The organism is Aeromonas sp. s4, from assembly GCF_040907855.1.
Taxonomy (GTDB): Bacteria; Pseudomonadota; Gammaproteobacteria; order Enterobacterales; family Aeromonadaceae; genus Aeromonas; species Aeromonas caviae.
Genome location: NZ_JBFOCP010000048.1, coordinates 28,587 through 49,328, shown reverse-complemented (window position 1 = coordinate 49,328; position 20,742 = coordinate 28,587). Strand labels below are relative to the sequence as shown.

At 61.1% G+C, this 20,742-nt stretch carries 21 protein-coding genes; 8 read left to right on the top strand and 13 right to left on the bottom strand.

From position 1 onward, the window contains the following. Positions 1–24: 24 nt before the first annotated feature. The 7 genes from AB5Y89_RS17005 to AB5Y89_RS16975 form a co-directional block, all read right to left on the bottom strand. Positions 25–630: an NAD(P)H-dependent oxidoreductase gene (locus AB5Y89_RS17005; protein WP_104452327.1), complete on the bottom strand. Its 606-nt coding sequence runs from the start codon at positions 628–630 to the stop codon at positions 25–27. A 54-nt stretch (positions 631–684) separates the two neighbouring features. Continuing rightward, the gene (locus AB5Y89_RS17000; RefSeq protein ID WP_368224201.1) at positions 685–1,116 is read right to left on the bottom strand and encodes a MerR family transcriptional regulator; all 432 of its coding nucleotides are present in this window, start codon (positions 1,114–1,116) and stop codon (positions 685–687) included. Positions 1,117–1,644: 528 nt separating this feature from the next. Further along, on the bottom strand, positions 1,645–2,466 hold the full coding sequence (locus AB5Y89_RS16995) for a hypothetical protein (RefSeq protein ID WP_324037383.1): 822 nt from the start codon (positions 2,464–2,466) through the stop codon (positions 1,645–1,647). Between the two features lie 687 nt (positions 2,467–3,153). Continuing rightward, complete coding sequence (locus AB5Y89_RS16990) at positions 3,154–3,366, bottom strand: hypothetical protein (protein WP_141651336.1); 213 nt, start codon at positions 3,364–3,366, stop codon at positions 3,154–3,156. Positions 3,367–3,483: 117 nt separating this feature from the next. Then, positions 3,484–3,912, bottom strand: a complete 429-nt coding sequence (locus AB5Y89_RS16985) for a VOC family protein (protein WP_368224200.1) — start codon at positions 3,910–3,912, stop codon at positions 3,484–3,486. Positions 3,913–4,292: 380 nt separating this feature from the next. Next, positions 4,293–4,886 (bottom strand): MliC family protein, encoded by a 594-nt coding sequence (locus tag AB5Y89_RS16980; RefSeq protein WP_324030273.1) that lies wholly within the window; start codon positions 4,884–4,886, stop codon positions 4,293–4,295. Between the two features lie 110 nt (positions 4,887–4,996). Further along, positions 4,997–5,365: a DUF2061 domain-containing protein gene (locus AB5Y89_RS16975; protein ID WP_049636592.1), complete on the bottom strand. Its 369-nt coding sequence runs from the start codon at positions 5,363–5,365 to the stop codon at positions 4,997–4,999. Between the two features lie 180 nt (positions 5,366–5,545). Between AB5Y89_RS16975 and AB5Y89_RS16970 the strand changes: the two genes are divergently transcribed. Further along, entirely contained in the window at positions 5,546–5,752 is a 207-nt protein-coding gene (locus tag AB5Y89_RS16970) for a hypothetical protein (protein WP_368224199.1), read from the top strand. Between the two features lie 98 nt (positions 5,753–5,850). Here the strand turns inward: AB5Y89_RS16970 and AB5Y89_RS16965 are convergent, their stop codons facing one another. Then, positions 5,851–6,447, bottom strand: a complete 597-nt coding sequence (locus tag AB5Y89_RS16965; protein WP_368224198.1) for an FMN-dependent NADH-azoreductase — start codon at positions 6,445–6,447, stop codon at positions 5,851–5,853. 109 nt (positions 6,448–6,556) lie between these two features. On the opposite strand from AB5Y89_RS16965, the gene AB5Y89_RS16960 reads away from it, so the two are divergent. Next, a complete protein-coding gene (locus tag AB5Y89_RS16960) occupies positions 6,557–7,486 on the top strand; it encodes a LysR family transcriptional regulator (RefSeq protein WP_368224197.1) in 930 nt (309 codons plus the stop codon). A 50-nt stretch (positions 7,487–7,536) separates the two neighbouring features. Here AB5Y89_RS16960 and AB5Y89_RS16955 read toward each other — a convergent pair whose 3' ends face one another. From AB5Y89_RS16955 to AB5Y89_RS16945, 3 genes are read right to left on the bottom strand one after another with little or no spacing between them, the layout of a single operon-like run. Continuing rightward, positions 7,537–8,391 (bottom strand): 23S rRNA (adenine(2030)-N(6))-methyltransferase RlmJ, encoded by an 855-nt coding sequence (locus AB5Y89_RS16955; protein ID WP_368224196.1) that lies wholly within the window; start codon positions 8,389–8,391, stop codon positions 7,537–7,539. Beyond that, positions 8,385–8,846, bottom strand: a complete 462-nt coding sequence (locus AB5Y89_RS16950) for a DUF2390 domain-containing protein (RefSeq protein ID WP_368224195.1) — start codon at positions 8,844–8,846, stop codon at positions 8,385–8,387. The genes AB5Y89_RS16955 and AB5Y89_RS16950 overlap by 7 nt, the downstream gene beginning before the upstream one ends. Continuing rightward, on the bottom strand, positions 8,839–10,749 hold the full coding sequence (locus tag AB5Y89_RS16945; RefSeq protein ID WP_151027891.1) for an ABC transporter ATP-binding protein: 1,911 nt from the start codon (positions 10,747–10,749) through the stop codon (positions 8,839–8,841). Before AB5Y89_RS16945 ends, AB5Y89_RS16950 begins: the two co-directional genes overlap by 8 nt. 147 nt (positions 10,750–10,896) lie before the next feature. Between AB5Y89_RS16945 and AB5Y89_RS16940 the strand changes: the two genes are divergently transcribed. From AB5Y89_RS16940 to AB5Y89_RS16930, 3 genes are all read left to right on the top strand, one after another. Further along, entirely contained in the window at positions 10,897–11,307 is a 411-nt protein-coding gene (locus tag AB5Y89_RS16940; protein ID WP_010675511.1) for a CBS domain-containing protein, read from the top strand. A gap of 327 nt (positions 11,308–11,634) precedes the next feature. Next, positions 11,635–12,735 (top strand): porin, encoded by a 1,101-nt coding sequence (locus tag AB5Y89_RS16935; protein WP_043156284.1) that lies wholly within the window; start codon positions 11,635–11,637, stop codon positions 12,733–12,735. A 335-nt stretch (positions 12,736–13,070) separates the two neighbouring features. After that, complete coding sequence (locus AB5Y89_RS16930; RefSeq protein WP_041212426.1) at positions 13,071–14,015, top strand: chemotaxis protein CheV; 945 nt, start codon at positions 13,071–13,073, stop codon at positions 14,013–14,015. 86 nt (positions 14,016–14,101) lie between these two features. On the opposite strand, the gene AB5Y89_RS16925 is transcribed toward AB5Y89_RS16930, so the two are convergent. Further along, complete coding sequence (locus AB5Y89_RS16925) at positions 14,102–14,710, bottom strand: arylesterase (RefSeq protein ID WP_039040186.1); 609 nt, start codon at positions 14,708–14,710, stop codon at positions 14,102–14,104. Positions 14,711–14,767: 57 nt separating this feature from the next. Here AB5Y89_RS16925 and AB5Y89_RS16920 point away from each other — a divergent pair, with 57 nt between their 5' ends. Further along, on the top strand, positions 14,768–15,478 hold the full coding sequence (locus AB5Y89_RS16920) for an ABC transporter ATP-binding protein (RefSeq protein WP_010675507.1): 711 nt from the start codon (positions 14,768–14,770) through the stop codon (positions 15,476–15,478). Positions 15,479–15,542: 64 nt separating this feature from the next. Continuing rightward, positions 15,543–17,984, top strand: a complete 2,442-nt coding sequence (locus AB5Y89_RS16915; RefSeq protein ID WP_049636604.1) for an ABC transporter permease — start codon at positions 15,543–15,545, stop codon at positions 17,982–17,984. A gap of 42 nt (positions 17,985–18,026) precedes the next feature. Here the strand turns inward: AB5Y89_RS16915 and AB5Y89_RS16910 are convergent, their stop codons facing one another. Further along, entirely contained in the window at positions 18,027–18,932 is a 906-nt protein-coding gene (locus tag AB5Y89_RS16910; RefSeq protein ID WP_201889948.1) for a TIGR01777 family oxidoreductase, read from the bottom strand. 245 nt (positions 18,933–19,177) lie between these two features. On the opposite strand from AB5Y89_RS16910, the gene AB5Y89_RS16905 reads away from it, so the two are divergent. Beyond that, positions 19,178–20,719, top strand: coding sequence for a cyclic diguanylate phosphodiesterase (locus AB5Y89_RS16905; RefSeq protein ID WP_039040184.1), 1,542 nt, complete (start codon positions 19,178–19,180; stop codon positions 20,717–20,719). Positions 20,720–20,742 lie beyond the last annotated feature (23 nt).

The window sequence follows — 20,742 nt, the reverse complement described above, 5'->3', positions numbered from 1 at the left end:
GGCAAAACATGCCCATGGCAGGGATTAGGCGGGGCGCCTGCCCAGCCGCTGCACATCCTGGCGGGCGGCGGCCCCGGCCTGGCTGAGCCAGCGCTGGCGGGCCCCCTCATCCGAGGTGTGGACGGGCCCCAGATGCTGGCGGTGGGTCAGTCGGATACCGCACAGCCCCAGCACCGGCTTGTCCAGGGTGCGCTCCAGGGGGGCTCCCTGCCACCAGCGATAATACCAGGGGGGGCTGTCCATGGTGAGCAGCAGGCGCGCCGTCTTGCCGGCGAGCAACTGCTCCGGGTGCGCCTTCCCCGGCTGGTAGCGAAAGGCGAAACCCGGCAGCAGGGTGCGATCCAGCAGCCCCTTGAGCCGGGCTGGCAGGTGGCCCCACCAGACGGGGGCGACGATCACCAGATGGTGGGCTTGCGTCAGGCTCTGCTGCACCGCCTGCAGATCGGGCTCGAGGGGCTGCACCTCGTCATAGCCATGGTGAAGATCCGGCGCGAAGGCGAGCTCCCCCACGTGATGCAGGGTGACGCGCGCGCCCCCTTGCTCGGCACTGCGGGCATACTCCCGGGCGAGGGCGTGGCAGAGGCTGTCGGGTTTGGGGTTGCCGTTGAGAACAAGCAGGTTGGGGGTCATGGTATGGCTCCTTGAAGTGAGCCCCCATTACACCCCTTGTCCCATGGGACAGAGTCAAGCCACCTTTTGCCTCCGATCCGCGGCGGCGGGATGATCCCGCCCGTCGGGGGATTGCCGCGCCGGGGCGCCATAGCGGCAGGGGTGCTGCGCCAGCAGCGTGGCGCACTGGCTCAAGCCCTGATGCTGGCGTTGCAGCCGGGCGACCTCCGCCTCGATCTGCGCCAGCTTGTCCGCGATAAGCTGCTCCACCTTCTGCCAGGGGAAGTGATCGAGGCTGGTGACGCCCGCGAGCAGGGGAACCAGCTCCCCGAGCTTGCAGCCAAGCCGCTGGGCCTCGCGGATAAAGCCGACCCACTCCAGATCCTCGGCCCGGTAGACGCGATACTTGCCGCGCCGCCTGGGCTCGGGCAGCAGCCCGAGCTGCTCGTAGAGGCGGACTGCCTTTGGGGTGGTGCCCGCCAGCCGGGCAAATTCGCCGATATACATGGTGCTGCTCGCAAAGGTTGTTCGAGTAGGGGCTCACTATAGGCCAGTGGCAGGGGGGATTACATCCCCAGGGGGGAGGGGGGGCCCTTGGCGCGGCGCAGGGGCAGTTAATTGCGCAACCGCGCTCTGGATGTGACTTTGCCCCATAGAATGCGAGGGCCTTGCCCTCGACGGGGTTTCGCCCGCCCTTCGGGCCGGGGCGGGAAATGGCCGCGCTGACCCCTGATGGGGTCAGAACGGGCGTGAATGGACTGGTGATCGCCACTATAAGAGAAAATGTGGTCATCATCGGAAAACCCATAAGTTCCATTTATAGTGATTCTGTCTAACCAGACAGGGCCCTAGGTGGCCGAAAGGGGTTCCCTCAGGGGATTTTCCGATCCTGAAGGAGGGGGGAATATCTCTATTTGTAGGTCTGATTAGTGAAGCGTAATCAGACGATCGCGGTAGAATGATCGTTGGAAGGACGCCTGATAATTATCCGGCACCTATGTGCTGCTTGATTCGCGTATTTTAGAGAATTCTTTGTTAGACCATATGTTCAACAGAACCATCAATGTACTCAACTCTATGAATAGAGTATTCTTGTATTTTAGAGTCGAAATACATTACAACTCTTATTACATTTTCACGCTGAGCGGTTAAATTTGGCAATTCAGCTTGAACCTTTTTTATCGCTATTTTTATTGCTTTTGGTGAATAACAAATTTCTTCCTTTCCTTTTTCACCAATAAATCTAATTTCAATTTCACTATTTTGGTAGTCAATTAACTGAGCATGCTGTAAACCTAGATTTTCTTTCTTTAGTTTTGGCCATTGCTTCTCAATGAAGTCATCTATTTTTGGTGCAATTATCTTGTTGTATGTATGCTCCCAAGCTGGAGATAGAATGAATAATATTGCAGGGGCAAATATGGCTATTAGCTCAGGGGTGTTGTTCTTTTTTATCCACTTGCCAATATTGAGTGTATTGGATAATGAAAGTTCCTCTATTAATATTTTGTCATTGTATAGTGGATATGGTAAATACAACAATGTATTAGGGTTTTCAATTTCAATGAGAGGTTCTATGCCTGAAATACTAAATCCACCAATAGCATCCTCAACATCACCCTCGTTCAAATATATGTCACCAATTAATTGCCATTCATCTGATATACTTGGATGCTGTATTAATTTTAAGTTCTCGATATGGCCGACTGTTTTTTTTAAAATGTCATGATGCTGGTTCATTGGTATGCGGCAGCCTTTATATTTATCACAAAAATCATTTAGAAATTTATAACTTAATTTCTCACCTTGTCTGTCTTGGAGCGTTCCCCCAAGGATTTGTTCTTTTATAACTAACATAAAATATTCTCTAGTTATTTAACATCAGAATAAGCCAAGCCAAAAGGTAGGCGATATGAGTGTATTTTTGTATTTGTGCTTTATGGTAACCCATTATTTTTCATTGAATATCCATATTGCTTATATTTACATGAAAGCAGTGGCAGATATTTAATGAATTGCCAGAGTTGTACAATAAAAAGCTTCACCCTGACTTCTTTATCATTTCAGGATGGTAGAGTGTGTCTTAAAGGCGACGCTACCACCCTGGATCTCAGCCTCCAGTCTGCTACGCGTAACCTACTGGTGGGTTGGCATGACTCATGGAATACTCCGACGAGGGGGGATTGTCAATAGGATATATTAATGGCCCGCGAGTAAAGAAAAGGGGGGGGTAGCGAATTGCCGGGCAAGATAAAAATGGGTGGCAGCCCATCAGCGAAAGAATAACCGTTGAAAGGGCGACTGATAATTATCAGAAAACATGTGCTCTGCCCAAATGTCGCCCGTTCGAGCATGCTTTAATAATTTAACCTATGGGCATCAATAGGCATTCTTTACAATGTCATTTTTATTTTCAAATAATCAATGTAAATTATAAATATTAATCCAAGCCTGTCTTGGAAACACTCGGATATGACCGTGCATCACTATAGATATTTGCTGAGGTTTTTGTTTTTTTACTTTCTAAATGGTGTCGAGGTTCTCTTATTTTGATGATACTCCTTTTAGTATTAGAAATATAATTATTGCAACACCGAAGACTGGGATCCCAATACCCGTGCCCAATAACGCCAAACCAACAGCACCAATAAGAAAAGCTCCAATTATAGCAATCAATCCTGTAATTAAATTTTTCCCGGAGTTACCGAAAATAAAAATCATGATAATTATTGCAACTATGGCAAATACAATAGGCATAAATAATCTCTATCAAAGTTAATATGGTTTAATAAATTATGGGTACATCTTTTCTAGTAAGGTATATTTACTTATCGTCCTACGACGAGATCCCAATCATGGATTTTCCAACCTTTTTTAAAACTGAATTTCTACCGACTCAGCACTGCGCTTTGCCTCGCCGTGATAAACTGCTTCGATATTATTGCCGTCCGGATCGAGGACAAAGGCGGCGTAATAGCCGGGGTGATAGACCCGCTCGCCGGGGGCGCCGTTATCCTGGCCGCCGTGGGCCAGCGCTGCCTGATAGAAGCGATCGACTGTGGCGCGGTCCTGCGCCTGGAAGGCGAGGTGATGGCGACCGGTCAGTGCGCCGAGCGCTGCCGTGCTGTCGATGGATGTGACAAACAGCTCGTCAGCCCAGAAGTAACCCTCACCCGCGCCGCCGATTGGCACATCGAGGGTGGCCAGTATGGCCCTGTAAAAGCGCTCGCTAGCGGTCAGGTCTTTCACCACCAGCTGGAGATGGTCGATCAGCCGACCCCGATGCAGTGTGTGCGTTTCCATACATTCACTCCACTCGACATGGTTGAATCAGTCATTTACCTCTGACCGGTTGTGCCCTTTGGCGACGCTACCGCACTGGATTTCAGCCTCCAGCTTGCTGCGATTGACCAAAGGGGCGTGGTTGGCATGGCTCATGGGAGACTCCGACGAGGCGTGTGTTGCCAATTGGCTATATTAACGGCCCGCGAGCGAAGGGAAAGGAGGAAATGGCGAATTGCCGGGCAAGATCAACAAATGGAGGCCAGTCCGAAAGCCTGGCGTCCGGGCTGGATTGGCGAGAGGGGGTTGGGGATAGGTAAAAGGGGGCGAGCGGCCACCAACTGGTGACCCACTTGCTGCCTGTACGGGAGTGGTTGCCCGGCCTCTGGCCGGGCGGAGGATCAGTTGCCCGGGATCTCGCTGCAGTTGAGGGTGGGCTGACCGTAGCGCTCCAGCATGGCGTCGCTCCCCTTGGTCCAGAAGGTGAGGTTTTGTCCCTCGTACCGGGCGCCGCTGGCGCTGGGGGTCTCATAGGCGAGCACCTGCTGCTGGTCGTTCCCCTCGCTCAAATTGATCATGGCGGCGGGCCGCTTGGCCTCGTTGTAGAAGTAGGTGGAGAGGGTGAGGCTCTTGCCGCACTGGTAATCAATCGGCGTCGGCACCCTCAGTTGGCCGCCTTTTATCTGCAACTCGGTGATCCGCAACTGGTAGCTCTCTTCCACGCACTGGCGCAGGTCGCCCGCCTTCCAGCAGTCGTTGCGCCCCTTGATCCAGCCGCGCTGGATGGCGCGCTCGCTCTTCTGCTGCTCGGGGGAGAACCCGGCAATCGCCTTGGGATAGAGGGCTGACAGCTCGTTATCCAGCGCAGCCAGTCCGGCATCCTTGCAGATGAGGGTTTCGGCGGCGCCTTTCGCCTTGGCGCACTCGAAGGACGGGGTGGCCGCCGTGGCCAGCAGAGGGGAAAACAGCAGGGTTCCAAGCAAGATCTTGTTCATCGACAGGGCTCCAACAGGGGGCATGATGCCCCGTGACCAGAGCACACTTTACACCCGAAGTAGGCAGGAGCACCCCGTGTTTTTGGGTGCCGGGCGGCCCTGCATGGCAATCAGACGCCGGCCAGCGCCAAGGTCTGGCGGCTGCGCCACAGCCGCTCGTGGAAGAAGAAGACGACGGTGTTGATGGCAGGTTCGATCAGTGCCATCACGCCGCCGGTGAGCAGCTCGCCACTCAGCAGGTAGGCGACACCGAAGGCCACCGAGAAGTGGACCAGGGCGAAGCTGCTGGTCTTGGCCTGCAGGCTGTGGTCGGGCTTGAGCTTGTGCCAGCCAAGGTCGTGGAAATAGAAGGCGACCGTGTTCACGGCGGGCTCGATGAGGGCGATCAGGCTGGCGGTGAGCAGTTCGCCGGTCAGCAGGTAAGCCACGGTGAAGGCGACACAAAAGTGCAGGATGGCGAAGCTGATGGTCTTTTTCATGGTGGTGTCTCCTCTGGCGAGGAAGGCAGTATCACCCAGAATCACATTAAATGAAAACCATTCTCATCTATCGGCGAAATAGAAAATGCCTATCGACCGGGGGAGGCCCCACCAGATTGGGAGTTGCCCGGGAACGCAACGGCGCTAGAGTGTGCCTTTTGCCATGAAAAAGGAGCTTTCATGACCATCAACTCCAACCTGTTTGTTCTCTTCATGCTGCTGCTGATGATCGTCGTCGGCGTGGTGGCCTGGCGACTGGCCCGGCGCAAGAGCCGCCACCCGGGGCTTGTCACCTTCCTGTGCGTGCTGCTTTGTCTGTTCCCGCCCGTCGCCCTGCTGGCCTTGCTTGTGCTGGCGCTGTGGCGGGATATGCCCGTCAGGGCCTGATGTTTGCCTGCACGTGAAAGCCCCTTTCGGGGCTTTTCTACTTGGAATGTCCCGCGCAGCAGGTGGCCGGTTGGAAGGGGCAAGATCGGGTGATGGCCCTACCTGCCGAGGCCAGCGATCCGAGCATGGGCCTCGCGCATTCCCTGCTCCGCCCCGTGGGGGCGCAGATCCATCCCCTCTGCGTAGACGAAGTCCACCGGGATGCCCATCAGGCCGAGCACGGATTGGAGGTAGGGGGTGACCGCATCTGTCGTCTGTCCCTGATGCACGCCGCCGCGGCTGCTGAACACCAGGGCGTTGACCCCCTCCACCAGCCCCATGGGGTAGGTGTCGGTGTAACGGAAGGTCACCCTGGCCCGCGCCACCAGATCGAACCAGTTCTTGAGGGGGGTCGGCACGTTGAGGTTGTACATGGGGGCGCCGATCAGCAGCAGGTCGGCGGCCTTGAGTTCGGCAATCAGCCGATCCGACAGCGCCACCGCCTGCCGGATGGCCTCATTGGCAGGTTCCGCCCCCCGCAGGGCGTGAAACAACGGGCTGTCGAGGGCGGGCAAGTCGAGGGCGGTCAGGTCGCGCACCACCATCTGGTCCTGATGGCCCTGCTCCCGGCGTGTTTGCAGGAAGCGCTCCATCAACTGGTTGGTGCGGGATGCGGGGCCGTTGAGGCTGGATTGCAGCAGCAGGATCTGGCTCATGAGGGGAACTCCATCTGAAACGTGTGAAGAATGAAGGGAGCTTACCAGTCATTTTTTTCCGCAGTGCTGATAGTATTTCGCCATATTGGTTCCAAAAGGTATGCAATAGATGGCAAACACGCTCAACGGCATCGATCTCTTCGCCACCGTGGTGGAGGCGGGCAGCTTCGCCCAGGCGGCGGAGCGGCTTCACCTCACCCGCTCGGCGGTGGGCAAGGGGGTGGCGCGGCTGGAGCTGCGTCTCGGCGTGCAACTGTTTCATCGCACCACCCGCAGCCAGAGCCTGACCGAGGAGGGGGCGCTCTTCTATCGCCACTGCCTGCGGGCGCTGGAGGAGGTGCGTCTTGGGGAAACGGCGCTGGCCAGCAACAAGCTCACCCTCAACGGCAGATTGAAGGTCTCCATGCCGGTGCTGTTCGGCCAGCAGTGCGTGGCCCCCATTTTGCTGGCGCTGGCGAAGGCGCATCCCGGGCTGGCCCTGGAGCTGTCGTTCAGCGATCGCAAGGTGGATCTGGTGGAGGAGGGGGTGGATCTGGTGATCCGCAACGCAGAGCCGCCGGACAGCCTGGATCTGGCGGCGCGCAGGCTCGGGGAGCACGGCATGACGCTCTGCGCCTCGCCCGCCTATCTGGCCGAGCGGGGAGAACCTGTGACCCTGGCTGAGCTACCGGATCATGAGTGCATCGCCTATCTGCGCCAGGGGCGGGTGCTGTCGTGGTGGTGGCAGGAGGCCGAGGCATGGCGCGAAGTCCAGCCCAGAGGGCGGTTGCAGATGGACGATCTCAACGCCATCACCCAGGCGGCCATCGCGGGCTTTGGTCTCGCCTGGCTGCCGACCTGGCTGGTGCGGTCCCACCTCGAGCGGGGCGAGCTGCGCGAGCTGCTGGCCCGGTTGCCGGGTCGGCGCTATCCCATCAATGCCCTCTGGCCCCACAGCCCGCACTTGCCGCTCAAGACCAGAATGGCCATCGACTGGTTGGCGAGCCGGCTGCCCGAGCAGCTGGCCAGCGTGAACGTGCCGGGTAATGAGCCCCAATGAAAAAGGGCCTGCTGTGACAGGCCCTTTTTCATTTTCTGTGGTTCCGAGGATCAGGCCTCGGCCTTATTCAGCCACTCCACCCTGTACTGGGCGCCGGTGCCCTGGGCCAGCCTGGCGCACAGGGGTTTCAAGAAGGCTTCGATCTGCTCGTCCAGCATCCAGGGGGGGCTGACGATGAGCATGCCGGAGCCGTTCATGCCCCAATCGGCAGTTTGGCCGGCCACTTCCAGCTCCGCTACCAGGACGTTGCCGAAGTTCTCGCGCTTGATCGCTTTGAGCATGTCGCGGGACTTGTCCGCCTCTTGCCCGAGGATGGGATACCAGAGCGCATAGATGCCGGTGGCCCAGCGCTTTTGCGCTTTTTTAAGGGTATCGACCACGGCGAAGTAATCTTCCTTGAGCTCATAAGGCGGGTCGATGAGCACCAGGCCGCGGCGCGGGGTGGGGGGCAGCAGGGCTACCAGCCCCTCGAAGCCGTCGCGATGGTGGACGGCGACGCGGGGGTCGTACCCCATGTTGGCGCGAAGATCCTCCACCTCGTTGTTGTGCAGCTCCATCAGCGCCAGCTTGTCCTGATCGCGGATAAGGCGGCGGGAGAGCTCCGGCGAGCCGGGGTAGTAGTGCAGCTGGCCATCGCTGTTCATCTCCTCGATGGCACCCAGATAGGGGGCCATGGCAGACCACTGGGCCCGCTCATCCCACAGGCGGCCTATGCCGTCGGCGTATTCCGCCTTCTTCTGGGACCAGTCGCCGCGCAGGTCGTAGAGACCGCCACCGGCATGGGTGTCCAGCACGATGAAGGGTTTCTCCTTCTTCTTGAGGGACTCGATGATCAGGGCCTGGACGGCGTGTTTGAGCACATCGGCGTGGTTGCCGGCGTGAAAGGCGTGGCGGTAGCTCAGCATATGAGATCTCTGAGGGGGCCCTGCTGGGCACCCAGTAACGATAGATAGTGAAACAGGTTGCGGCTGTCGCCGCGAAACAGGGCGAGGGTGCGCAGGGTCTGCAGCAAGACCCCCTGTTGCAGCCGCTCCAGCTCCAGTTCGTGGGCCAGCATGGTCTGGTACTCCTCGGCCCCCACCCGTGACTTGGCCTGCTGGCGCAGGGTGCGCCAGGGGAGCAGCACCGCCTCGGTCTGTACCAGGGCCGGTTGCAAGTCCGTGAGGTCGACCGGGATCCGGAGCAGGTCGAGGTGGTGCAGCAGGAGTGCCAGGTTGACGTTGCCCCCCATGCTTTGCACGTGGAGCCAGTCCTGGCTGCGCTGGCCATAGGCGCCTGTGCTCCATGTCCAGAACTCGGAAGGGGTGGGCAGGGCGCCGGGGCTGACCCGCTCGCTGGCCATCAAGGCTTCATCACGCAAAGAAGGCCTGCTCCATGGTTTCCAGCTCCTCGGAGAGGCTCATCCACTCCAGCTCGACGTGCTCCAGCTCCTCCTTGAGGGGGCCCTGGGACTTGAGCAGCTCGGAGAGCTTGCCCTTGGCGCTCTCTTCATAGATGGCGGGATCGGCGAGCTGGTGCTCGATGTCGGCGAGCCTGCCTTGCAGCTTCTCCATGCTGGCCTCGAGCTTCTCGAGCTTCTGGCGCAGCGGCCGGGTCGCTTGCCGGAACTGGGCCTCAAGGCGCTTCTGATCCTTGCGCGCCACCGCCGAGTTGGCGGAGACGGTGCCATCTGCCGGCTTGGCATTGGCCTCTTTCTCCTGCTCGCCGAGCCACTTGTGGTAGTCGTCGAGATCCCCATCGAAGGGCTCGACCCGGCCGCCGTGGACCAGATAGAAATCATCCGTGGTGGTGCGCAGCAGGTGACGGTCGTGAGAGACCACCACCATGGCGCCCTCGAACCCTTGCAGGGCCATGGTCAGGGCGTGGCGCATCTCCAGATCCAGGTGGTTGGTCGGTTCATCCAGGAGCAGCAGGTTGGGCTTTTGCCAGGTGATGAGGGCCAGCACCAGACGCGCTTTCTCACCGCCGGAGAAGGGGGCCACCTTGTCGAGTACCTTGTCGCCGTGAAAACCGAAGCTGCCGAGGTAGTTGCGAAGCTCCTGCTCGGTCTTGTCCGGGGCCAGGCGCACCAGGTGATCGAGGGGGCTGTCATCGAGGCGCAGGGTCTCGAGCTGATGCTGGGCGAAGTAGCCGATGCTCACCCCGGCGCTCACCTCCAGCTTGCCCGACAGCGGCGGGTTGCTACCGGAGAGCATCTTGATAAAGGTGGACTTGCCGGCGCCGTTGCGACCGAGCAGGCCGATGCGCGAGCCCGGCACCAGGTTGAGCTTGATCTTCTCCAGGATCACCTTGTCGCCGTAACCGGCGCTGAGGTTCTCCATGGCGATGAGCGGGGTCGGCAGAGCGGAGGGCTCGCGAAACTCGAAGCTGAACTCGGAGTCGGCGTGGGCGGGCAGGATCTTCTCCATCCGCTCCATGGCCTTCAAGCGGCTCTGGGCCTGACGGGCCTTGGAGGCCTTGTAGCGGAAGCGATCCACATAGGATTGCATGTGGGCCATCTCCCGCTGCTGCTTCTCGTACATGGACTGCTGCTGGGCCAGGTGCTCGGCCCGTTGCAGCTCGAAGTCGGAGTAGCCGCCGCTGTATTCGTTGAGCTTGCCGTTCTCGATATGGATGATGCGATTCACCACGGAATCGAGGAAGTCGCGGTCGTGAGAAATGAGCACCAGCGTGCCCTGATAGCCCTTGAGCCACTTCTCCAGCCAGATGACGGCGTCGAGATCCAGGTGGTTGGTCGGTTCATCCAGCAGCAGCAGATCGGAGCGGCAGAGCAGCGCCTGGGCCAGGTTCAGGCGCATGCGCCAGCCACCGGAGAAGCTTCTGACCGGCGAGTCGAGCTGATCGCCGCCAAAACCCAGACCGTGCAGCAGCTCGGCGGCGCGGGCGCGAATGCTGTAGGCACCTATGGTATCGAGCTTGCCGTGCAGCTCGGCCACCAGCAGACCGTTGTCATCCGCCTCGGCCCGGGCGAGCTCGGCCTCCAGGGCGCGGAACTCCTTGTCGCCGTCGATCACGTATTCCAGGGCGGAGCAGTCCAGCGCCGGGGTCTCCTGGGCCACGCCGGCAATCTGCCAGCCGGCGGGCAGACTGAAGCTGCCGTTGTCGATGGCCAGCTCGCCCCGCACCAGCGCAAAGAAGGTGGACTTGCCACAGCCGTTCTTGCCCACCAGGCCCACCTTGTGGCCGGGGTGTATGGTGGCGGACGCATTGTCCAGCAGCGTGCGGCCGCCGCGGATCAGTTCGATTTGACTGGCAACTATCATGGATGGGTCTGCTTGGCTCGATTGAAGGAGAGAAACTGGCGCGGATCTTACGTGAAATGACACAAATTTGCACTTGAGGGCGGGGGGGATGGCTGCCGCCGGAAAAACGTGTCATAACAGAGACATCTGGGGGGCAGGAGGCTGACCATGTTGATTAAAGAGATCATGACGACCCGGGTCGCGACCGTTTCCATGGATGACAGGCTGAGCGTCATCAAGGAGATCTTCGAGCAGGCCCATTTCCGCCACCTCCTGGTGGTGGAAGAGGAGGAGTTGGTGGGGGTCATCTCGGACCGGGATCTGCTGCGTGCCATCAGCCCCTATCTGGACACGGATGCCGAGATGAACCGGGACACCGAGACCCTCAACCGGCGCGCCCACCAGATCATGAGCCGTGAACCCATCACCGTCTCCCCCGAACGCTCCCTGAAAGAGGCCGCCGGCCTCATGCTGGAGCACCAGATCTCCTGTCTGCCTGTGCTGGAAAACGGCGCCCTGGTGGGCATAGTGAGCTGGAAGGACCTGCTGAGGGTCATGCGCGGCTGGCAGCCGGTCTGACGAGGCGGGGAATATAAGCGGGGAGTCCGTGTCGCCCGGCAGGGCTCCCAGCTTCTCGCTTTTCTGAAAGATTAAACTGCATTCATCAAATTTTTCAGATCGCTTGTGTTGCAAAAATGATTTTCATGGTCATAAATTCTACCGCTGTCATTTCATGTGACACTATATGTCGCGGCGTCAGCTCGAATTGATGCTTTTATAATTAATCGTTCGCCGCTTCAGTTCCCATCAAGGTTTCCGGATCTACCTTAGGCCATCGGCACATCAACCGATCATCACGACCGAACTCTGGTCTGACAGAGAGTGCTTACACCTGAGGAAAGAACAATGAAAAAGACAGCATTGACGATGGCCATCTCCAGCCTGCTGCTGGCCGGTGGTGCACAGGCCGCCAACGTTTACGATCAGAATGGTACCAAACTGGACATCGGCGGCCGCGTCAACGGCATGTACTACGGCACCGATGACAACGCCACCGAAGGCGATGCCAGCTACCTGCGTCTGCACATCGCAGGTGAAACCAAGGTTGACGAGGATCTGACCGCGTTCGGCTTCGCCGAGTACAACCTGCCGGTCTCCGGTTCTGACAACGACGAGCTGCGTTACGCCTATGCGGGCATCAAGCACGATCGCTTCGGTGCCTTCAGCTACGGTCGCCAGGACGGTCTGTTCACCAAGGCGGTGAACAACTACACCGACGTGCTGCCGGAGTGGGGTGGTGATGGTCTGGGCAAGGACACCGAGGTGTTCGGCACCGGTCGCACCAACGGCCTGGCCCAGTACATGTACAACTGGCAGGGGCTGACCCTGGGTGCCCAGTTCACCGGCAACAACGACCCGCAGAACGCGAGCCGCAGCGAGCGCGTCGGCCCGAACAGCACCTGGAGCCCGAAAGGTTCTTCCGAGGGGTATGCCCTTTCTGCCAACTATGACTTCAACATGGGCCTGAGCCTGGGTGCCGCCTACAACCAGGCAGGCAAGACCGACGAGCAGGCCGAGAACGTGAGCTTCGGCGGCGACAGCGACGCCAAGCTGTTCGGGGTGGGCGCCAAGTATGCCGTCGGCAACCTCTACATGGCCGCCACCTACTCCCACGGTGAAGATCACCTCTTCGTGGATACCGGCTCCCTGCGCGGTTACGCCGAGAAGATGGATGGCTACGAAGCGGTCGTGCAGTACAACATCACGCCGAAGTTCAAGCCCTCCCTGGCCTACCTGCGTACCGACGTGAAGGACAGCGCTCACGGCATCGATGACACCGCGACCGAATACGTCTCCGTGGGTGCCTGGTACAACTTCACCGACAACTTCAATGCCTACGTGGACTACAAGATCAACCTGCTGGACGAAGTGGGTTCCACCGGCAAGAACAGCCTGAACAAGTCCACCGACGACATCGTCGCCGTGGCCCTGCAGTACAACTTCTAAGTCGTCCCGGACGCACTGCACATCCCAGGACCGGCCCATGTGGCCGGTCTTTTTGTTGCTGGCTGATCGCGCTGGATGACAAGAGCGGCACGCCGGGGTTCAGCAATGGCCCCGTGTGGTCGATACCCTTGTTGTCGGGGCCGGTGCATGGCTGTGCTTGCCATGAGGCAGTGATGGGGCGATGATCACGCCCCGTGGTCAAGATCCTATCTTTCCTCGACGCTTTTCATTATTTCTATATAGGCTTGCGTTGTCCCGACAGGGAAAGCGGGGCTGGTTGGCATGTCGCAGCTCCGGTGCGGGGCAATTTCGGGAAATGGACGTAAGGGCGTTATATGGCGAGCATATTGGATTCAGTGGATCAACGTACCCAGCTTGTAGGGGAGAATCGCCTGGAACTGCTGATGTTCCGTTTGGGTGCCCAGCAACTGTTTGCGATCAACGTCTTCAAGGTGCGGGAAGTGGTCAAGCTGCCCCATCTGAACAAGATGCCGGGGTCCCACCACAACATCAGCGGCGTCGCCAACATTCGCGGCGTCTCCATCCCCGTCATCAACCTGCGCGGTGCCATCGGGATGCGTCCCATGGCCATCGATCAGGAGTCCAACCTCATCATCACCGAGTACAACCGCACCATTCAGGGGTTCCTGGTGGGGCAGGTGGCCCACATCGTCAACATGACCTGGAAGGACATACTGCCGCCGCCCCGTTCGGCGGGTCGTGCCAACTACCTCACCGCCATCACCCGCATCCCGGAAGGGGGTGTCGACCAGATCGTCGAGATCATCGACGTGGAGAAGGTGCTGGCGGAGATCATCACCTATGACGTGCGCATCTCGTCCGAGGTGCTGGACGAGGAGATCCTGCCCCAGATGCAGGGACGCCGGGTGCTCATCGTCGATGACTCCAGCACGGCCCGCAACCAGGTGCGCGAGACCCTCGCCCAGCTCGGGCTCGAGGTCATCGAGTGCCAGGACGGCTTGCAGGCCCTCAAGTTGCTCAAGGGGTGGTGCGATGCGGGCAAGAAGGTGACCGACGAGATCATGCTGATGATCACGGACGCCGAGATGCCGGAGATGGATGGTTATCGCCTGACTCACGAGGTGCGCAGCGATCCGCGCATGTCCGATCTCTTCATCACCCTCAATACCTCCCTGAGCGGCAACTTCAACGAGGCCATGGTCAAGAAGGTGGGGTGTGATCGCTTCATCTCCAAATTCCAGCCCGACTTGCTGGTGGACGTGGCCCAGCAGCGGATGCGGCAGATCCTGGGCCGTTGAACCCGGCACGTCGAACCATGAAAAAGCCCCCGCCATGCGGGGGCTTTTTGCTGAGCAAGGGGAAGGCCAGGGGCCCGGCCACCGGGCTACTGAGTCAGCAGAGGCTCGACAAAGCGGGCGACCTTGTCGCGGATCCGGGGCTGGGCGGCGGCCGTCGGGTGCAGTCCATCGTTCATCATGAGTTCAGGGCGCAGCACAATATCATCCAGAAAGAAGGGCATCAGCGGCAGGTCGTTGGCCTTCGCAAGATCCGGGAAGATCTGCTCGAACTGTTGCAGATAGCGCGCCCCATAGTTGCGGGGCAGCAGGATCTGGGTCAGCACCGTCTTCGCCTGGTGCGCCCGGGTGAGCTCGATCATCTTGGTCAGGTTGGCCCGGGTGATGGCGGGAGCAAAGCCCCGCAGCCCGTCGTTGGCGCCGAGTTCGATCAACACCCAGTCCGGTTTGTGGGTTTCGAGCAGGGCGGGCAGGCGGGCCAGGCCGCCCTGGGTCGTTTCACCGCTGATGCTGGCATTGATGAGGGTGTGTTCTCCCCCCTGCTGCTGCCACTTTTCATTGAGCAGGGCAGGCCAGCTCTGTTCGGCCTGCATCTGGTAGCCGGCACTCAGGCTGTCGCCCAGTACCAGCAGGGTCTGGGCCTGGACGGACGCTGCCCAGCAGCACAGGCAACTCACGGCAAACAAGAGACGCATCATGCAGTCAACTCCCACGTTCTATTGTCATTACAGGTTCAGGCAAACAGGATACCCAAGATGAGTTCAACGCCCATTATCGCCGTCAGGGGGCTCGGTAAAACCGTTCGCCTCGGTCAGGAAAGCCTCACCATCCTTGAAGGGATCGATCTGCAAGTCAATACCGGCGAGACGCTGGCGCTGGTCGGTGCGTCCGGTTCCGGCAAGTCCACCCTGCTCGGTTTGCTGGCCGGTCTCGATCTGCCGAGCAGCGGCGAGATAGAGATCCTCGGCCACTCCCTCACCCGGCTGGACGAGGAGGGACGCGCCAGGCTGCGGGCCGAGCAGGTGGGGTTCGTGTTCCAGTCGTTCCTGCTGCTGCCCACCCTGAGCGCCCTGGAGAACGTCATGTTGCCGGCCGAGCTGCGGGGGGAGACCGACAGCGAGCCCCGTGCCCGGGAGCTGCTGGCCCAGGTCGGTCTGGGAGAGCGGTTGCACCACCTGCCGCCGCGCCTCTCTGGCGGCGAGCAGCAGCGGGTCGCCATTGCCCGTGCCTTCATGACCCGCCCCAGCCTGCTGCTGGCGGACGAGCCTACCGGCAACCTCGACAGCAAGACAGGGGAGACGGTGATCGAACTGCTGTTTCGTCTCAACCGCGAGCACAACACCACCCTGGTGGTGGTGACTCATGACCATGAACTGGCCCAGCGCTGCCAGCGACAGCTGGTGATGTCAGCCGGGCGGCTGGAGGCACAGACTGTCATGGCGGCCAGGGTGGGAGAGCTGTCATGAGTCAGTGGAGACAGAGCTGCACCAGGGGATCGCTGGCAGCAGCATGGACGGTGAGGGAGGCGTCATGAGTCAGTGGCGACTGGGATTGAAGCTGCTGCGCCGGGAAGGGTTCAGCGGCGAGCTGCGCTGGTTTGTGCTGGCGCTGGCGCTGAGCGTCGCCTGCGTGCTCAGCGTGGCTCTGGTGGCGGATCGGCTGGATGCGGGGCTCAAGGCCTCCGGGCGGGATTTCATCGGAGGGGACAGGGTGCTGCGCTCCGCGACGCCGGCACCGGCAGAGTGGCTGGCGCAGGCGCATCAGGAGGGGCTGGCCGTGCAGACCACGGTCAGCTTCAACAGCATGCTGTTTCACGGTGATACCCTGCAACTGGCCTCCATCCGCGCCGTGCCCGGGGATTTTCCCTTCTACGGCAAGCTGGAGCTCACTCCCCAGCGCGCCCCGGCGCCCGGCGAGATCTGGCTCTCCGCCAGGGTGATGCAGCTGCTCGGCGCCAAGGTGGGGGAGGTACTCGAGGTCGGCAACACCCGGCTGACGGTGGCAGGGGAGCTGGGCCAGGAGCCGGATCAGGGGTTCAGCCCCTTCCAGATGGCGCCAAGGGCCTTGATCCACAGCGCCGATATCGAGGCGACCGGGGCCCTGCTGCCGGGCAGTCGCCAGCAGTGGCGCTATCTCGTCAAGGGGCCCCGTGACGCCATCACCCGCTATGAGGCCTGGCTCAACCCCAGGCTGAGCGCCGGGCAAAAGCTCGTCAAACCCGACGATCAGGGTACCCAGGTGGGGAAATCCCTGGGCAATGCCGAGCGCTTCTTCCGTCTGGCATCCCTTGCCGGCGTGCTGCTCGGCGCCCTGGCCATGGGGATAGCGGTGCGCCATTTCGCCGAGCGCCAGACCAACATGGTGGCCCTGCTCAAGACCCTGGGGGCCTCGCGGCGCACCCTGTGGCAACTGATGGGCACCCTGCTGTTCTCCCTGACCCTGGTGGGGGCCCTGATGGGGCTGGTGGCGGGCAGCGCCATGCAGTGGCTGACCCTGAACCTGCTGGGGGATCTGCTGCCTGCGGATCTGCCGCCCCCCTCCTGGCGACCCTTCGCCCTGGGCCTCGCGGTCGCCTTCTTCATCACCCTGATGCTGGCGTTCGTCCCCTTCCTGAGGCTGCTCAAGGTACCGCCGCTGCGGGTGCTGCGCCGGGAGCTGGAGGCGGGGATCCCTCCCTGGCTGACGGTGCCCGTGGGGCTCATCGGGCTGTTTGCCCTGGTGTGGGGCTTTACCGCCGACATCAGGCTGGCCTGCGGGCTCATCGGCGGCATGGGGGTGTTGATGGCGCTGCTGGCCCTGCTCGCCTCCGTGCTGCTGCGCCTTGGCAGTCGGCTCAAGGGGCCCCATGCCCTGCGCCTGGCCATCAATCACCTCTCCCGTGAGCGGGGTAGTGGTCTGTTCCAGCTGGCGGGCTTCGCCCTGGCCCTGATGCTGTTCGGGCTGCTGTGGGCGGCGCGGGTCGATCTGCTGGAGGATTTTTCCACCCGGTTGCCTGCCGACGCCCCGAACCGCTTCCTGGTCAATGTGGCGGACAGCGAACGGGAAGGGATCCTGGCCGATCTGCACCAGGCCGGGGCCATCACCTCGGACTTCTACCCCATGGTGCGCGGGCGCCTGACCCGTATCGCCGGTGAGGCGGTGGGGGAGGATGCGGCGCGGGAGGGGGTGGACAGAGAGCTCAACTTCACCACCACATCGGCCCTGCCCGCCGACAACAAGGTCACTGCCGGTCAATGGCTGGCCGGCAAGGGGGAGGTCTCCGTCGACGAGGCACTGGCGGGACGGCTCGGCATCGCACTCGGCGACGTGCTCGGCTTCACCATAGAGGGGCGGGCGTTCGAGGCCAGGGTGACCAGCCTGAGGTCCATCAAGTGGGACAACATGAGGCCGAACTTCTACATGATCTTCTCGCCGGACGTGCTGGCCCCCTTCTCCCAGACCTGGCTCGGCAGCTATCGTCTGCCGCCTGAGGGGCGAGGGGCAGAGGTGGAACTCATCCGCCGCCACCCCACGGTGAGCCTCATCGATGTGGAGGATCTGATAGGCCGCCTCACTTTGGTCTCCGATCAGGTGAGCCGCGCCCTGGGGTTGATGCTCGGGCTGGTGACGGTAGCCGCCCTGCTGGTGCTGCTGACCCAGACCCAGGCCGGCATGGCCCATCGGCGCCGGGAGCTGCTGCTGATGCGCACCTTGGGGGCGGGCAGCGCCCTGCTCGAGAAGATGCTGCGCTGGGAGCTGGTGGCGAGCGGTGCCCTAGCAGGGCTCTGCGCCGCCATGGTGGTGGAGCTCTGCTCCTTCGGTCTGCAGTGGTGGTGGGAGGGGGCGCAGTGGCAGTTCCACTGGGCCATCTGGGCTGCACTCCCCCTGCTTGGGGCCGTGCTGGTGACCCTGGCCGGACAAGGCATGCGCCGCCAACTGCTGGCGGGTACCCTGAGCGACCGGCTCAGGGGGTTGGGGCAGGGGCTGCTCTGATGGCTCGACACATCCCGACCTAGGTCGGGATGTGTCATTGGGTCAACGGGGTGAGTGCAGCAGATTGTCCAGAGCGCCGGGCAGGGCCGGGAAACTGAAGTGAAAACCGGCCTGCTGCAAGCGGGCGGGCAGCACGTGCTGTCCGGTGAGCAGCAGATCCGCCGCCTCTCCCATCAGGAGTCGCAGGAGGGGGGCCGGTACGAAGAAGAGGTGCGGGCGATGGAGCGTGGCGGCCAGGGTCTCGCTGAATCGGCGATTGCTGACCGGTTCCGGGGCCGTGCCGTTGAAGATGCCGTCACACTCGCCGTGCTCGATGAGAAACAGCATGGCCCGCACCAGATCCTGCACGTGGATCCAGCTCATCATCTGGGTGCCGCTGCCCATGGGGCCGCCGAGGCCGAGGCGGTAAGGGGGCAGCATCCTGGGCAAGGCGCCCCCCTCCATGCCGAGTACCAGGCCGATGCGCAGGATGCAGACCCGGGTCTGGGCCGAGCGGGCCTGCTGGGCAAGCTGCTCCCACTGCTGACAGAGACGGTGGGTGAATTCGTCGTGAGGGCTCTGGCAGGTTTCATCCAGAGGGGCGTCATCCTGGCGGCCATACCAGCCGATGGCGGAGGCATTGAGCAGCAATCTGGGGGGCGTGCTGGAGAGTTTGACGAGATCCACCAGCTGTTCGGTCAGCAGCCAGCGGCTGTTGCAGAGCAACTGCTTGCGGGACTCGCTCCAGCGTCCGGCGGCGATGGGTTCACCGGCCAGGTTGATGACGATGTCCACGTCATTGAGGTGATCCAGCCTGTCCAGGCTGTCTAGCAGGGTGACATCGTGGCCGAGCAGCTCGTAGGCCCGGCTGCCCTGCCGGGTCAGCACGACTACTTCGTGCGCCACCTTGAGGTGTGCCACCAGACGGCGGCCGATAAACCCCGTGCCCCCCGTGATCAGTATCTTCATGTCCTGCCTCCCTGACGCTCTAGGGTCTACTCTAGAGCCTGGGTGCCCGATGGACAAGCTCCTGTTTTTATGAGCATTATGATTTTTGTCTCCCAAGACGCCGCCCCCTTTGTCCACGGGGTTGCCGGGCTTTGCGACCACGGGGGGCGCCGTGGCGCGGCGGTATCAGGGGCTCATTCCGGCTTGCCAAACGGGCGCCAGCGGGTAAACTCGAGCGCTTTTTCGCCATGTTCATGAGGGCCGTTATGCCATTTCGACGTTTGAAGGTGCGTCAATTCTACGTCCGGCTGCTCTGTGCCTTGCTGGCCGGTCTGTTGCCCATGCTCCTTGGGCTCGTCATCGTCATCTGGCAGACCGCCACCGGCGTGAAACAGGATGCGGTGGCGCGCCTGGAACATGCCAGGGTCATGTTCGACCGCACTCTGGACAATGCCCAGTTGGCGGCGTCGGCCCTCACCGGCAGCCTGGGCAGGCCCTGTCTCGAGGTGGTGCAGGGGCTCAGGGATCAGGTGGCCACGGTGCCGGATGTGCGCAGCGTCAACCTGGCCAGGGGGGATCGGATCTACTGCTCTTCCCTCTATGGCCCGGTCGATGGCGGCATCAAGCTGGATGACTATGTCGGGGGCAGGCTCGACCTGATGAAGGGCAACCCGGTCACCCCGAATCGCCCCCTCATCGCCTACCGGGAAGAGGTGGGCGAGTTCAGCGTGCTGGTGGGGGTCGACGGCTACTACCTGCTCAACATCCTGGACATGCTGAGCCGCAACTCCCCACTGGGGCTGGTGGTCGGCAACGAGATGCTGCTGCGAAACAGCGAACTCACCGACAAGCTGATCCCCAAGGATCGCAATGGCTATCTCGAACAGGTCTCGACCAGGTACCCGTTCAAGGTAGTGACCACGGTGTCGGTGGATGAGTACCGTGCCCACATCTGGGACTACTCCAAGGTGGGCGTCATTATCTATCCTCTGCTGAGCCTGCTGCTCGGGGTGGCGGTCTTCTGGCTGATGGGCCGTTCGACTTCGCCGGCCCAGGAGCTGAAACGGGCACTGTCCCAGCAGGAGTTCATCCCCTATCTGCAACCCGTGGTGAACGGGGAGGACGGCCAATGGAGCGGTTGCGAGGTGCTGATGCGCTGGCAACACCCCCGTCAGGGGATGATCTCGCCGGATCGCTTCATTCCCCTGGCAGAGGACAGTGGCCTCATCGTGCCCATGACCCGGCTGTTGATGGCGCAGGTGCGCGAACAGTTTGCGGGCAAGGCGCACCATCTGCCGCGAGGGTTCCACTTCGGCTTCAACATCAGCGCCAGCCACTGCAAGGATCTGAGCCTGGTGGAAGATTGCCGGGATTTCATCAACGCCTTCAAGGGGAATCCCATCAAGCTGGTGCTGGAGCTGACCGAGCGCGAGCTCATCGTGGCGGACGAGACGACGGACCGGCTCTTTGCCGAGCTCCATGCCCTCGGGGTCTTCATCGCCATCGACGATTTCGGCACCGGCCACTCCAGCCTGACCTACCTGCAGACCTTCCAGGTCGACTTCCTCAAGATCGATCAGAGCTTCGTCGGCATGATTGGGTCGGACGCGCTCTCCAGCCACATCGTGGAGAACGTCATCGATCTGGCGACCCGGCTCGGTCTGCAACTGGTGGCGGAAGGGGTGGAGAATCAGGTGCAGGCCGACTATCTGAAGGCCCGCGAGGTGACCTTCCTGCAAGGCTATCTGTTTGGCAGGCCCATGCCCATGAAGGAGTTTGTCAGCCAGCTGGCCGGGCAGGGGCGCTGAGAGGAAAGCGCGAGGCAAAAAAA